The following is a 13,880-nucleotide window of genomic DNA, read 5'->3' on the forward strand; positions in this document are numbered from 1 at the left end:
GCCCATGCGCAATTCAACCAGGTCCGCCGTTGATCCCTTTATCGTGATGGACGTGATGCAGGCCGCCAGCGCCGCCGAAGAAGCCGGCCGTCACATCATTCATATGGAGGTCGGCCAGCCCGGCACAGGCGCACCCAAAGGGGCGGCCGAGGCGTTGACAAAAGCCATGGGGGAAGGCGCGCTTGGCTATACCGTGGCGCTTGGCTTGCCCGCGCTGCGCGCACGGATCGCACAGATGTATGGGGAATGGTACAACGTGGATCTGGACCCGGCGCGGGTGGTGATCACGCCCGGATCCTCAGGCGGGTTTCTGCTGGCCTTTACCGCGCTGTTTGATTCCGGTGACAGAGTGGGCATCGGCGCGCCGGGCTATCCCAGCTACCGCCAGATCCTGCGCGCCTTGGGGATGCAGCCGGTCGATCTGCCCGCCGCGCCGGAGAACCGCTACCAGCCCGTGGCGGCGGATTTCGCGGGGCAAGACCTGCGCGGCTTGCTGGTGGCCTCACCTGCCAACCCCTCGGGCACGATGCTGGATCGGCCCGCGTTGTCGGCGCTGACGGATGCCTGTGTGGCCAATGACATGTCCTTCATCTCGGATGAGATTTACCATGGCATTGAATATGACAAGAAGGCCGTGACCGCGCTGGAGGTCACCGACGACTGCTATGTGATCAATTCTTTCTCCAAGTATTTCTCGATGACCGGCTGGCGCGTAGGTTGGATGGTGGTCCCCGAAGATCAGGTGCGCGTGGTTGAGCGGATCGCGCAGAACATGTTCATCTGCGCTCCCCATGCCAGCCAGATCGCGGCGCTGGCGGCGATGGACTGCGATGATGAATTGCAGGCCAATCTGGCGGTCTATCGCCGCAACCGCGACCTGATGATCACCGGTTTGAAAGAGGCTGGGTTCACCGACATCGCGCCGCCCGATGGGGCGTTTTATGTATATGCAGATGTCTCCCGCTTTACCGAGGACAGCCGGGCTTTCGCCGCTGAGATTCTGGAGAAGGCGGGCGTCGCCGTGACCCCCGGTCTCGATTTCGACCCGGCGCGGGGACATAAGACTCTGCGCTTTTCCTATGCGCGCAGCACCGCGGATATGGAAGAGGGCATCGCCCGGCTCAAAGCCTTTATGGCCACACGCTGAGCGCTGGTTTGCACGCGCGGCAGGTGGTAGAAGGGCGAAAACGGGCAGGGTGATCAATCATGCGGGCAATTCTTAAGGGACTGGCAGTGGTGCTGGCTTGTGCGGTGCCGGTGGCCGGAGCCGCGCAGGAGTTGACCGCGCTGGCGCGGGTCGATCCGGTGGAGAGCGCGGTGAAAGACGGTTGGTTTGGGAAAACCGACCTGACCGTGGCGCTGAGCCAAGGGGTGCCTTTCCGGGTTTTCCTGTTGGATGATCCTGCCCGGCTGATCGTCGATTTCCGTGAGGCCGATTGGTCTGAGGTGGCACGCGGCGACCTGCTGAAGAAACCGGGCCGCATCTCTGCCCTGCGCTTTGGCGCGTTTCAGCCGGGGTGGTCGCGGTTGGTGGCGGATTTGGCCGAACCGATGATCCCTGCAGAAATCGGCATGCCGGTGGATGCAAGCAGCGGTAAGGCGCGGCTTGAAATTACGTTGGAAACCGTCACGGCGGAGGTCTTTGCCAAGGCCGCGGGCGTGCCCGTGGATCCCGATTGGACCACCGCGCTCACCGCCCCGCCAAAGCCAGCGGCGGTGGATAAGGACAGCTTTACCATCGTGTTGGACCCCGGTCACGGCGGCATTGACCCCGGCGCGCAGCGCGAGGGGCTGGATGAAAAAGACCTGATGCTGAACTTCGCCCGCGATCTGCGCGATGCGCTGCGGCGCAAGGGCGTGGATGTGCTGCTGACCCGTGACGATGATATCTTTGTAGCGCTGGAGCACCGGGTGGCCATCGCCCATCAGGCCGAGGCGGACCTTTTCATTTCACTCCACGCCGACAGCTTGTCGCAGGGCGGGGCAAGCGGGGCCACGGTCTATACGCTTTCGGATGATGCCAGCGACGTGGCGACCGAACATCTTGCCGCGCGTCATGACCGGTCCGACATCATCGCGGGTGCGGATTTGACCGGCTCGGATGATCAGGTGGCGGGTATCTTGCTTGATCTTGCCCGCCAAGAGACCGAGCCGCGTTCGGATGCTTTGGCCGCGACTTTGGTCGAAGGCATGCGTGCGGCGGGCGGGCCGATGAACAGCCGACCGCTGCGGCGGGCCGGGTTTTCAGTCTTGAAATCTGCGGATATTCCATCGGTTCTGGTCGAAGTGGGGTTCCTCAGTTCGAAACGGGATCTGACCAATCTGCGCGATCCGGTGTGGCGCGCGTCGATGGTGAGCGCCATGGCGGATGCGATCGTTGCCTGGCGTGATCAGGATGCGGCGCTCAAGCCCTTGATCAGAAAGTAAAATAGAATGATATGGCCGGTTTGGCGATGGGCGAACATTCGCCCTCGCTGGCGGCCATGTGTTTTGACCCGAGCCAGTGCATCCTGTATAGGCTCGGAACTGTCCCTAGCCAATGGTGGTCCGCGCGCGTGTTTCGATTTGTTCTGTCCTTTTTCGGGGGGATTTTTACCACCCTGACCCTGAGCGTCGGCATGGTGGCTTTGACCATCGGGGCGGTGTTCTGGATGTATGGTCGGGATTTGCCCAGCCATGAGTCGCTGGCGCAATATACGCCGCCGACGATCAGCCGGATTTACTCGGGCCAAGGCCGTTTGATCGATGAATTCGCCAAAGAGCGCCGTCTTTTTGCGCCCGCCAACACCATCCCGGATCTGGTGAAACAGGCGTTCATCTCGGCGGAAGACAAGAACTTTTACACCCACGAAGGCTATGACCTGCGCGGCATCGGTGCGGCGGCGGTGGATGCGGTCAAATCCCGTGGCCGCGATGTGCGCGGTGCCTCGACCATCACCCAACAGGTGATGAAGAACTTCCTGCTGTCCGGTGACCGCCGGGCCGAGCGCAAGATCAAAGAGATCATCCTCGCCACCCGCATCGAAGAGACGCTGAGCAAAGAGAAGATCCTTGAGCTTTACCTGAACGAGATTTTCCTCGGGCAGAACTCCTATGGCGTGGCCGCGGCCAGCCAGACCTATTTCAACAAAACGCTGAGCGAACTGGCCCCGCATGAGGCGGCCTTCCTCGCGTCGCTGCCCAAGGCGCCGTCGGATTACCACCCGGTGCGCCGCAAGGACCGCTTGCTGGCCCGTCGGAACTTCGTGCTGCGCGAGATGAAAGAGAACGGCTATATTTCGGAAGCGGCTTATGAGACGGAAGTGGCGCTGCCGCTGCGCTCGGTCCAGAACGGTGATTTTGAAAGCTTCAAGGCCGAGCTGCCGCCGCGTGATTACTTCACCGATGAAATTCGCCGTCAGCTCAGCGAGAACTTCGGCGAGGGTGAGTTCTTTACCGGCGGTTTGACCGTGCGCGCGACCATCGACAATGAAATGCAGCCCATCGCCGCCAATGCGCTGCGCCGTCAGTTGGAGCAATATGATCGCGGGCAGGGCATCTGGCGCGGCACACGGTTCGAAATCCCCGCCGATCAGTTGACCAGCGAAGAGAAATGGCGTGCCGCCCTCGCGGACCTGCGGGTGCCGCGCGACATCGATCTGGAGAACCAGTGGTATCCCGCCGTGGTGCTGGAGGTCGGCAATAGCGATGCGCGGATCGGCATCGAAGGGGTCGACGAAGACGAAGATGGTCACTGGATCCCTGCCGATGATGTGCAATGGGCGCGCAAGCGCTTGGACGACGGCAAACTGGCCTCCAAGGCTCAGGTGGCGGGCGATCTGCTTGAGGTTGGCGAAGTGGTGTTGGTGCGCCGCATGACCTCCGATAGTGACGGTTCCTTCATCCGCTGGACGCTGCGGCAGGTGCCCGAAGTGCAGGGCGGTTTCGTCGCCATGGACGTGCACACGGGCCGGGTGATCGCGATGCAGGGCGGGTTCTCTTATCAGGCGAGCGTGTTCAACCGCGCGACCCAAGCCAAACGGCAGCCGGGGTCGAGCTTTAAGCCCTTCGTCTATGCCTCCGCGCTCGACAGTGGCTATAGCCCGGCGACCATCGTGGTAGACGCACCTATTGAGATCAACACGCCGCAGGGCGTCTGGCGGCCCCAGAACGCCTCGCATAAATTCTATGGCCCCACACCCCTGCGCACCGGGATCGAACAGTCGCGCAACCTGATGACCATCCGTCTGGCGCAAGAAGTCGGGATGGATGTGGTCGGCAGTTATGCGGAGCGGTTCGGCGTTTATGACGATCTGGCGCCGTTGCTGTCAAACGCGCTCGGCAGTCAGGAAACCACGCTTTATCAAATGGTATCGGCCTATGCGATGTTCGCCAACGGCGGGGAGCGGGTGCAGCCCACGTTGGTTGACCGGGTGCAGGACCGCTATGGCCGCACCGTCTACAAACATGACGAACGCAAGTGCTACGACTGTGAGCAGATCAACCTCGCGCCCGGCGAAGCGCCGCGGATCATTTCCAACCGCGAGCGGGTGATGGACCCGGTGACGGCCTATCAGCTGACCTCAATGATGCGCGGCGTGGTAGAGCGCGGCACGGCCCGCAATGCCATCAATCTGCCGGTGCCGATCGCGGGCAAGACCGGCACCACCAACGATGAGAAAGACGCATGGTTCGTCGGCTTTTCGTCCAACGTGGTGGCAGGCTGCTACATCGGTTTCGACACGCCGCGCCCGATGGGTCGGGGCGCGGGCGGCGGGCGGCTTTGCGCGCCGGTCTTCCAGCGCTTCATGTCTGAGGCGATCAAGAAATACGGCGGCGGTGACTTTGCGGTCCCCGAACAGTGCCGCTTTATCAAGATCGACCGTTTCAGCGGCGCGCGGCTGAGCGATAACGCCTCGGGTGGAAATGTGGTGTCGGAATGTTTCCGCGATGGCGAAGAGCCGCTGTTTGGCATCTCCTTCGATGGCGGCTTTGCCATGGGGACGGACCTGCCATTGGTCGAGGAACTGGGCGGCTCGGCTGCATCGTCTTCGCGTCGGGTCACAACATCGACGGGCAAAAAGGCCACCGTCGGCCCCAAGGCAAGCTTTGGCACGCTGAGCTCGGGCGGCCTTTACTAATCAGGTCGGCGGGGCGAAGGCGCGCTTTGCCTCCCCCCACTTGCCGCCGCTGGCGGGCTGGTCTATCTCTCGTGCGGCTCCGGTTTTCGGGGCCGCATTACTTATCAAAGGCAGGCACACATGCGCGCAGAGGCACAGAATACCGCGGACCAGATCAGCAAATCGCTGGAATTGCTGGCCCAGCGACTGGATGTGGAGACCGCGCCCTACCGGCTGGAAGAATTCAACGCCCGCGTCGAAGATCCGAACCTTTGGGACAACCCTGATGCCGCGCAAAAGCTGATGCGTGAGCGCCAGTCGCTGGTGGATGCCATCGACACCTATGAGGGCATCAAACAGGAACTGGCCGACAACGTCGAACTGATCGGGTTGGGCGAGATGGAAGAGGACGAGGAGGTCATCTCCGACGCCGAGGCCGCGCTGAAGGCGCTGGCGGAAAAGGCCGCCCAAAAGGAACTCGAAGCGCTGCTGAATGGTGAGGCTGACAGCAACGACACCTTCCTAGAGATCAACGCAGGCGCGGGCGGTACGGAAAGCTGCGACTGGGCCAGCATGCTGGCGCGTATGTATGTCCGTTGGGCCGAGAAGAAAGGCTATAAAGTCGATCTTCAGGCCGAAAGCGCGGGCGACGAGGCGGGCATCAAATCCGCGACCTATAAGATTGAAGGGCACAACGCCTACGGCTGGCTGAAGTCCGAAAGCGGCGTGCACCGCTTGGTGCGCATCTCGCCCTTCGACTCTGCGGCCAAGCGGCACACCTCTTTCACCTCCGTAAAAGTCTACCCCGTGGTCGACGACAATATCGAGATCGAAGTGAACCCTTCGGACATCCGCATCGACACCTACCGGTCGTCCGGCGCAGGCGGCCAGCACGTCAACACCACCGACTCGGCGGTGCGGATCACCCACCATCCCACGGGCATCGTCGTGACCTCTTCGGAAAAGTCGCAGCACCAGAACCGCGACATCGCCATGAAAGCGCTTAAATCGCGGCTTTATCAGATGGAGTTGGACAAGCGTTCGGCGCTGGTCAACGAAGCGCATGAGAACGCGGGCGATGCGGGCTGGGGCAACCAGATCCGGTCCTATGTTTTGCAGCCTTATCAAATGGTGAAAGACCTCCGCACTAATTACGAAACATCGGACACCAAAGGTGTGCTCGACGGTGATCTGGATGGGCTGATGGGGGCAACGCTGGCGCTGGCGGTCTCGGGCAAAAGCCGGGCCGAGGCGCAGGGCGACTGAGCCGGTGCTGTCCCCCTTCTTGGAATAATATGTGGCAATAGGGGGACATGATGGATTTGCTAGATTGGGACGCTTCGGACCTGTCCGAGGCGCTGGTCGCGCGCAGGATTTCTGCGGTTGAACTGATGCAGGCGTCACTTGCGCGGATCGAGGCGGTGAACGGCAAGGTGAATGCCGTCATCTCCCTCCGCGACCGTGACACATTGCTGGCCGAGGCAGAGGCGTCCGACGCCAGCCCGCGCAAGGGTTGGCTGCACGGTATCCCCATGGCGATCAAGGATTTGGCTGACGCAGAGGGGCTGCCAACGTCTCAAGGGTCCCCGCTTTTCGGTGCCCAGCCGGCCGAGCGGGATCATCCCGCTGTTGCGCGGCTTCGCGCGGCAGGGGCAATCATCATCGGCAAAACCAACACGCCGGAGTTTGGCCTCGGCAGTCATACGTTCAATACGGTCCATGGCGCGACGTGCAACCCTTATGACCTAGGCCGCTCGGCTGGCGGTTCCTCGGGCGGGGCGGCAGCGGCACTGGCGGCGCGGATGGTCGCCGTCGCCGATGGGTCCGATATGATGGGATCCCTGCGCAATCCGGCGGGCTGGAACAACGTCTACGGGATGCGGCCGACATGGGGCAGGGTGCCGTCGGACGATGGCGGCGATCTGTTTCTGCACCAGCTTTCGACCTTGGGGCCGATGGCGCGCAGCCCCCGTGACCTCGCCGCCCTTCTTGATGTGATGAGCGGCGCCGACCCGCGCCAACCTCTGACCCGCTCCGGCCCGGATACGGCCCCGGATATCGACGCGGGCCTGCCCGCGCAGCGTGTGGGCTGGCTGGGCGATTGGGGCGGTGCCTTCCCCTGCGAGCCGGGGATAATTAACCTGAGCGAAGCCGCCTTGAACCGTTTGGCCGGGCTGGGGCATGAGGTCACACCCATCGCCGCGCCCTTTGATGCTGATGCGATGTGGGAAAGCTGGATCACGTTGCGGTCCTTTGCCGTGGCGGCGTCGTTGGGCTCGATCTACGACGATCCGGCGCGGCGGGACGGGTTGAAACCCGCTGCGCAATGGGAGGTCGCGCGCGGGCAGGGGTTCTCTTCCTCTGATATCCAGCGCGCCAGCGGCATCCGATCCGATTGGTTCCGCGCGGCACATGCTCTGTTTGAAGAGGTCGACGTTCTGGTGCTGCCTTCCGCGCAGGTCTGGCCTTTCGACGTCGAAATGGTGCACCCGACCGAAATCAATGGCCAGCCGATGGACAGCTATCACCGTTGGATGCAGGTTGTGGTGCCCGCAAGCCTGATCGGTCTGCCGGTGGTGAATATTCCTGCAGGTTTTGACAGTCGCGGCCTGCCTTTGGGGCTGCAACTGATTGGCAAACGCGGCAGCGACGCGCGCTTGTTGCAACTGGCGCAGGGCTGGCATCGGGCGACAGGCTATCCGCAGGCGCAGCCACCCCGGCTGTAGCGGGCCTCAGTTGAACGGCGCGTCGGGCTGAAGCAGGCGGCGGTGATAGGGCATCAGGGCGTCGATGTCGATAAATCCCGCCTGCCGCGCTGCGGGCAGCACCGTTTTGGGATCCTTGCCAATGTATTCGTAGGTCAGCCGCGTCACCCGCGCGCCCGCGGCACTTTCGGGCGCGGTGCGGGTGACATATCCCACCCAAAAGTTATTCTCGAAAGAGGCGACACGGTTGAGGTAGTTGAACGACCCGGTCAGTGTACGACGCCGCGATACGACGATGGAAACGCCATTCTCTTGCTGCGAGACGATGCCGCGATATTCGCGCGCCGTGGGGCTGGTGGGCAGCCCTTGCTGGCGCAGGGAATGCGCGCTCTCATAACCCCGCAGGAAGGTGCTGCTGCCGTCGCGCTTAATGTAGACGACCCCGGTCACGAACCTGTCGTGATCCAGAAACGACCGCCGTGCGAAGCGGTAAAAGCCGCTGGGAAAATCCGCCTCGGGCACGTTCTGAACCCCGGTCCCAAGGAAGTCCCGCAGGAAACTGTTGTTGATCGGATCTTGGTTGAGCGAAATCTCGGTGACCGGCTCCAACAACACCCGCGCATCGATTTCAAAAAAGCGGCAGATCCGGGCCAGCACGTCAGCCCGAGGGAAGCTTTCGCCCGAAAGGTAGCGGTTGAACTGCGTACGGTTGATCCCAAGTTGCCGGGCAAGATCGGAGATCGACGTATATTCCGCCGCCAACTGGCGCAGATTGGCGCCGAACATGCTGCGAAGTTCCGAGGGGGAGCGGTTGGAAGCGGACATGCGGCCTCGTTCTGATTTGCGACGCAGCCGAAGAATACAGGCTGTTATGGCCAGAGGATTGACCTGCTGACGCGAAGGCGCATCAGAGGTGACGCTGATTTGTGGTTGACCCTACTGGAACCGACACAAAATGCAAGCGGGCGTTGCATTTTAACCTATGTTACACCTTTTTGGATTGTCGCAGAATGAAGGTCAATTATCAGAAGCGGGGGGTACTATGATTGGTGTAGTTCTGTGGAGCGATAATGCCGCTGGCAAAGCAGTGTTCTGGTGCGAAGATCAAGGCGATCTTGCCTATTACGAAGAGCCTGCGATCTGTATGGGGCACGGTTCGGGGTTCGACCCGGGCGACATGGTACAGTTCGGCATCACAGTGCATCGCAAACTCCGTATCGCCGACAACCCTCGGGTGGTTCTGGAAGATGCGGCCTCACATCTGCCCGACGCCCTGCGCCACGATAGTCCCGCGGTGCAAGAGCCGCAGGCGGCAAAACTGCGCGGGGGCGCTCAGATCATACCCTTTACGACCAAACCCGGACCGCGCCGATGCGGCGCGGCCCAGCTTAAAGCCTGACTCCCAACCCGATCAGACCCCGCGGGCCAGGGCGGCAACGCCCGTGCGGGCAACATCAGCCAGCCCAAGCGGGCGCATCAATTCGGCAAAAGCGTCAATTTTGTCCGGCGCGCCGGTGATTTCGAAAACAAAGCTTTCCAGCGTGCTGTCGACCACATTGGCGCGGAAGATATCCGCAAGCCGCAGCGCTTCGACCCGGTGGTCGCCCTTGCCGACAACCTTGAAGATCGCCAGTTCACGCTCAACGCTCGGGCCTTCGACGGTGAGGTCATGCACCTCATGCACGGGCACGATCCGACCGACCTGCGCCTTGATCTGCTCGATCACCTGCGGGGTGCCGCTGGTAACAATGGTGATGCGTGACAGATGCCCGGTGTGATCGACCTCGGCCACAGTGAGGCTGTCGATGTTATAGCCCCGACCCGAGAACAGGCCAATCACCCGCGCCAGCGCGCCGGGTTCGTTCTCGACCAGCACTGCAAGCGTGTGTTTTTCGACCACATCCGAGAAATTGGGCCGTAGGTTATAGGCGGAATGCGAGGTCGCGCCTTTTTTGATTTTCAGAGCTGCCATGTCTTTGTCCTTTTATCTAGCTGCGGGAATTTTTTAAAAATTCCCGGTCGTTTTCTTTGAAAGAAAACGGGTCACACCAGCACTGAGCCTTTTGCGTCGATCACACCTTGGGTTTCATGATCCCCCGGCAGCAACATTTCGTTATGCGCCTTGCCGCTTGGGATCATCGGGAAGCAGTTTTCGTGCTTCTCAACCAGACAGTCAAAGATCACAGGCCCGTCGTAGTTGATCATCTCCATGATCGCGTCATCCAGATCGTCGGGGTCGTGGCAGATAATTCCCTTGGCGCCAAAGGCTTCGGCCAGTTTGACGAAATCGGGCAGGGCTTCGGACCAGCTTTGCGAATAGCGCTCGCCGTGCAGCAGTTCCTGCCACTGGCGGACCATGCCAAGGCGTTCGTTGTTGAGTATGAACTGTTTGACCGGCAGGCCGAATTGCATCGCCGTGCCCATCTCTTGCATGTTCATCAGCCACGAGGCTTCGCCCGCCACATTGATCACGAGGGCGTCAGGATGGGCCATCTGCACCCCGATGGAGGCCGGGAAACCATAGCCCATGGTCCCGAGGCCACCGCTCGTCATCCAGCGGTTCGGTTCTTCAAAGCCGAGGTATTGCGCGGCCCACATCTGGTGCTGGCCCACTTCGGTGGTGATATAACGGTCATGACCCTTGGTCAGCGCTTCGAGCCGCGACAGCGCGTGCTGGGGTTTAATCACCTTGCCTGATTGGGTGAACTTCAGACAGTCCTTCGCGCGCCATTCCTCAATCTTGGACCACCATTTGGCGAGCCCTTCACTGTTAGTCTTGCGGCCGCGCGACTTCCAGACCTTCAGCAGGTCTTCGAGCACATGGCCCACGTCACCGACGATTGGAATGTCGATGCGGATCACCTTGTTGATCGATGACGGGTCGATGTCGATATGCGCTTTGGTGGACTTGGGGCTGAAACTGTCGATGACCCCGGTGATCCGGTCGTCGAACCGCGCGCCGATGTTGATCATCAGATCGCAGTCATGCATCGCCATATTGGCTTCATACAGCCCGTGCATCCCCAACATGCCCAGCCATTTGTCACCCGACGCAGGGTAGGCGCCGAGACCCATCAACGTCGACGTGATCGGGAAACCCGTGGCATCGACCAATTCGCGCAGCAACTGGCTTGCCGCCGGGCCGGAGTTGATGACCCCGCCGCCCGTGTAGAAGATCGGGCGCTTGGCCGTCTCCATCGCGGCGACCAGTTCTGTGATCTCTTCCATACTGCCTTTGACCTGCGGCTGATAGCGCGAGGTTGAGGGTTTGGGGGACTCGTAGCTGCCGGTCGCAAATTGCACGTCTTTAGGAATGTCGATCAGGACCGGGCCGGGGCGACCATGGGTGGCGACGTGAAAAGCCTCGTGCAGGGTGGCACCCAGATTGTCGGTCTCTTTCACCAGCCAGTTGTGCTTGGTGCAGGGGCGGGTGATGCCTACGGTGTCTGCTTCCTGAAAGGCGTCAGAGCCGATCATAAAGGTCGGCACCTGGCCGGTCAGCACCACCAGCGGAATCGAGTCGAGCAGCGCATCCGTCAGGCCGGTGACCGCGTTGGTGGCACCGGGGCCGGAAGTCACCAGCACCACGCCGGGTTTGCCGGTCGAGCGGGCATAGCCTTCGGCGGCATGCACCGCGCCCTGCTCGTGGCGCACCAGAACGTGTTTGATCGAGTTCTGCTGAAAGACCTCGTCGTAGATCGGTAGCACCGCGCCACCGGGATATCCAAAGACGGTGTCCACACCCTGGTCAATCAGGGCTTGGACGATCATTTTCGCTCCGGTCATCTGGCGTTTCATCTTAGGTGCTCCGTAAGGCAGGTTATTGGCGTTTGGCATAAAAAAACCCCCGGTCTGACGGGGGCGCATGGGAAGGATTATGGTTAACCGTTACCGGCCCATGCGCGTGTGTCCTACAATAATGACTAGGTCGATCATCTCAGGGGTCCTCTTAGCGTGGCGTGAGATTATGAGGGGGAAAGAGGGGCGTCAACAGCGAAATGCCGAAAATCTTGTGCTTGGGTGGGGATTAATTGCTCTTTTATTTCGCCGAGGTGCTATTTTGGGTTCTTTTCGCAAAGAAATCTGCCCTCAGGCGAATTTTATTGAATTACGGGGTGTGTTTATACACGTGATTCAATGGGGCAGCCCAATGGTCCGCTCCGGTTGCGCGCAAAATCTGTAGGCTGGCTCAGCGCCTTAGCGCGGGCTGACATCCGGCAGGGTGATATTGGCCACCTGCTCGGCAATGGGATCATTGCTGAGCGGATGCTGGTCAGGCACGAAACCCTCAGGGTCGCGCATCTTTTGCCACTGCCCGCCCATATAAACCTCAAGTCCCGAGAACTTGGCCTTGTACCCCATCTTTTGACTGCCCGGCACCCAGTAGCCAAGGTAGACATAGGGCAAACCCGCCGCGCGGGCGATTTCGATGTGGTCGAGGATGATGTAATTGCCCAGCCCGTTGCGGGGCCGGTCGGAGGTGTAGAAGGAATAGACCATGCTCACCCCGTCGCCCAAGACATCCGTCAGGCAGACGCCGACCAGCGCGTTATCGGCCTCGGGGTCGGTATATTCGATGACCCGACTGCGGATCGGGGTTTCCTCGATCATTGCGGCGAATTCAAAGACATCCATATCCGCCATGCCGCCATCCGCATGGCGGCTGTCGAGGTAGCTGCGGAAGAGGTCATATTGCTCTTCCGTAGCCCAAGGAGAGGTGGCGCGCCGCTCAAGCCCCGCGTTGCGGTTCAGAATGCGGCGCTGGCTTTTGCTGGGGCGAAAGGCCGCCACGTCGATCCGCGCCGACAGGCAGGCGGCGCAATCGGCGCAAGACGGGCGGTACAGAACATTTTGAGAGCGGCGGAAACCTTGGCTTGATAGGCTGTCATTCAGGCGTGCGGCATTGTCGCCCTGAAGGGCGGTGAACAGCTTGCGCTCCATCCGGCCCTCCAGATAGGGGCAGGGCTGCGGCGCTGTGACATAGAATTGCGGTGTCAAAGGCAGTGTATGTCGCATGGGTTTCCAGCATTTATCGGAGGATGCTATCAACCCCCCCCCGCTGCGCCAAGGGCAAATTTGCGTGATGTCTTAACGGCTGAGGCGGCGATTTACCGGCACGGTGCCAAGCGCCATATCCGTGAGGCTTTGACGGCGGGCCGTGGTGCAGATCAACACGACCGAGACGACCTGAATGATCGTGACCGTCATCGACAGCGAATAGCCGATGGTGTGCAAAAGCGCGGTCATGAAATCAAAGGGCCGGTCGCGGTGGTCGCGCAGCTCCATCGCCATCAGGCGCATGCCCCATGTGGCCGACCCGCTGGTCAGCGTCGCCACGCGGTAGGCAAAACCCACCACAAGCGTCAGAAAGGGGAAAAAGAACAGCCCGGTAAAGGCGGTGAAGGGCAGGATCAGCAGGCAAAAGACGATGACAAGCGTCACATCGACGATCCAAGCCATCAGCCGCTTGCCAGCGATGCCGTCATAGAATTGCGGGTGTAGATCAGGGTCGGGGGTCTGGGTCATGTCACTTCCTGCGAAAGGCCCCCCGGCGCGCGGGCCGGGAGGCGGGGTCAGGGTGGGGTCAGGCGCTTGTGGGCGTCTCATCCCGCTTGGCGCGCTCGTCCATGAACTGGTCGAACTCGGCCTTGTCCTTGGCTTCGCGCAGACGCTCAAGGAAAGCCTCAAAATTGCCCTGTTCCTCTTCCAAACGGCGCAGCGTGTCGGCCTTATAGGCGTCAAAGGCGCTGTTGCCGGTGTTGCGCGACATCATCGCGCGGCTGGATTTGCGGCTGCAGGATTTTGAAGAGAACATGCGTTTGCTCCAAGTCATATAGGCAAGAAGGGCGAGGCCAAGGGGCCAGAAGAAGATGAATCCGAGCACCATGGCGGCGATCCATGCGCCTTTGCCGCGTGCGTCCATCCAGCTTTCGGCCCGTGCCAGCCAGCTGCTGCGGGGGGCATAGGTCGGGTCGGTGGTCACTGTCGTCATTGTTGAGCCTTTCAGTCGTGACGGGCCTGTCGCCGGCCCGGGCGTTTCGGATGATGTGAATGTCTTTCACATTGAATAGATCGG

The 13,880-nt window shown here is 61.1% G+C and carries 12 protein-coding genes; 6 read left to right on the forward strand and 6 right to left on the reverse strand.

What is annotated here, in order from left to right; all coding sequences use genetic code 11:
* Nucleotides 1-4: 4 nt before the first annotated feature.
* The 5 genes from T8A63_RS06375 (at nt 5) to T8A63_RS06395 (ending at nt 7,825) form a co-directional block, all read left to right on the forward strand.
* Entirely contained in the window at nt 5-1,147 is a 1,143-nt protein-coding gene (locus T8A63_RS06375; protein ID WP_067626202.1) for a pyridoxal phosphate-dependent aminotransferase, read from the forward strand.
* 59 nt (nt 1,148-1,206) lie between these two features.
* On the forward strand, nt 1,207-2,427 hold the full coding sequence (locus T8A63_RS06380; RefSeq protein WP_300051834.1) for an N-acetylmuramoyl-L-alanine amidase: 1,221 nt from the start codon (nt 1,207-1,209) through the stop codon (nt 2,425-2,427).
* A 128-nt stretch (nt 2,428-2,555) separates the two neighbouring features.
* Entirely contained in the window at nt 2,556-5,120 is a 2,565-nt protein-coding gene (locus tag T8A63_RS06385; protein WP_322345303.1) for a penicillin-binding protein 1A, read from the forward strand.
* Between the two features lie 120 nt (nt 5,121-5,240).
* Nucleotides 5,241-6,365: a peptide chain release factor 2 gene (gene prfB, locus T8A63_RS06390; protein WP_300051831.1), complete on the forward strand. Its 1,125-nt coding sequence runs from the start codon at nt 5,241-5,243 to the stop codon at nt 6,363-6,365.
* 50 nt (nt 6,366-6,415) lie between these two features.
* A complete protein-coding gene (locus T8A63_RS06395) occupies nt 6,416-7,825 on the forward strand; it encodes an amidase (RefSeq protein ID WP_322345304.1) in 1,410 nt (469 codons plus the stop codon).
* 6 nt (nt 7,826-7,831) lie between these two features.
* Here the strand turns inward: T8A63_RS06395 and T8A63_RS06400 are convergent, their stop codons facing one another.
* Nucleotides 7,832-8,629 (reverse strand): helix-turn-helix transcriptional regulator, encoded by a 798-nt coding sequence (locus tag T8A63_RS06400; protein ID WP_322345305.1) that lies wholly within the window; start codon nt 8,627-8,629, stop codon nt 7,832-7,834.
* A 217-nt stretch (nt 8,630-8,846) separates the two neighbouring features.
* Here T8A63_RS06400 and T8A63_RS06405 point away from each other — a divergent pair, with 217 nt between their 5' ends.
* On the forward strand, nt 8,847-9,203 hold the full coding sequence (locus T8A63_RS06405; RefSeq protein ID WP_322345306.1) for a hypothetical protein: 357 nt from the start codon (nt 8,847-8,849) through the stop codon (nt 9,201-9,203).
* A 12-nt stretch (nt 9,204-9,215) separates the two neighbouring features.
* On the opposite strand, the gene ilvN is transcribed toward T8A63_RS06405, so the two are convergent.
* The 5 genes from ilvN to T8A63_RS06430 form a co-directional block, all read right to left on the reverse strand.
* Nucleotides 9,216-9,776: an acetolactate synthase small subunit gene (gene ilvN, locus T8A63_RS06410; protein WP_067626213.1), complete on the reverse strand. Its 561-nt coding sequence runs from the start codon at nt 9,774-9,776 to the stop codon at nt 9,216-9,218.
* Nucleotides 9,777-9,847: 71 nt separating this feature from the next.
* Nucleotides 9,848-11,602 carry an acetolactate synthase 3 large subunit gene (locus T8A63_RS06415; RefSeq protein ID WP_322345307.1) on the reverse strand — a complete coding sequence of 585 codons (1,755 nt, stop codon included), beginning with the start codon at nt 11,600-11,602 and terminating at the stop codon, nt 9,848-9,850.
* 399 nt (nt 11,603-12,001) lie between these two features.
* Nucleotides 12,002-12,820 (reverse strand): arginyltransferase, encoded by an 819-nt coding sequence (locus T8A63_RS06420; RefSeq protein WP_322345308.1) that lies wholly within the window; start codon nt 12,818-12,820, stop codon nt 12,002-12,004.
* 72 nt (nt 12,821-12,892) lie between these two features.
* The gene (locus tag T8A63_RS06425) at nt 12,893-13,330 is read right to left on the reverse strand and encodes an RDD family protein (protein WP_067942431.1); all 438 of its coding nucleotides are present in this window, start codon (nt 13,328-13,330) and stop codon (nt 12,893-12,895) included.
* Nucleotides 13,331-13,388: 58 nt separating this feature from the next.
* A complete protein-coding gene (locus tag T8A63_RS06430) occupies nt 13,389-13,796 on the reverse strand; it encodes a DUF2852 domain-containing protein (protein ID WP_067630315.1) in 408 nt (135 codons plus the stop codon).
* Nucleotides 13,797-13,880: the final 84 nt, after the last annotated feature.

Origin of the sequence: Sulfitobacter sp. OXR-159 (assembly GCF_034377145.1) — a bacterium.
Taxonomy (GTDB): Bacteria; Pseudomonadota; Alphaproteobacteria; order Rhodobacterales; family Rhodobacteraceae; genus Sulfitobacter.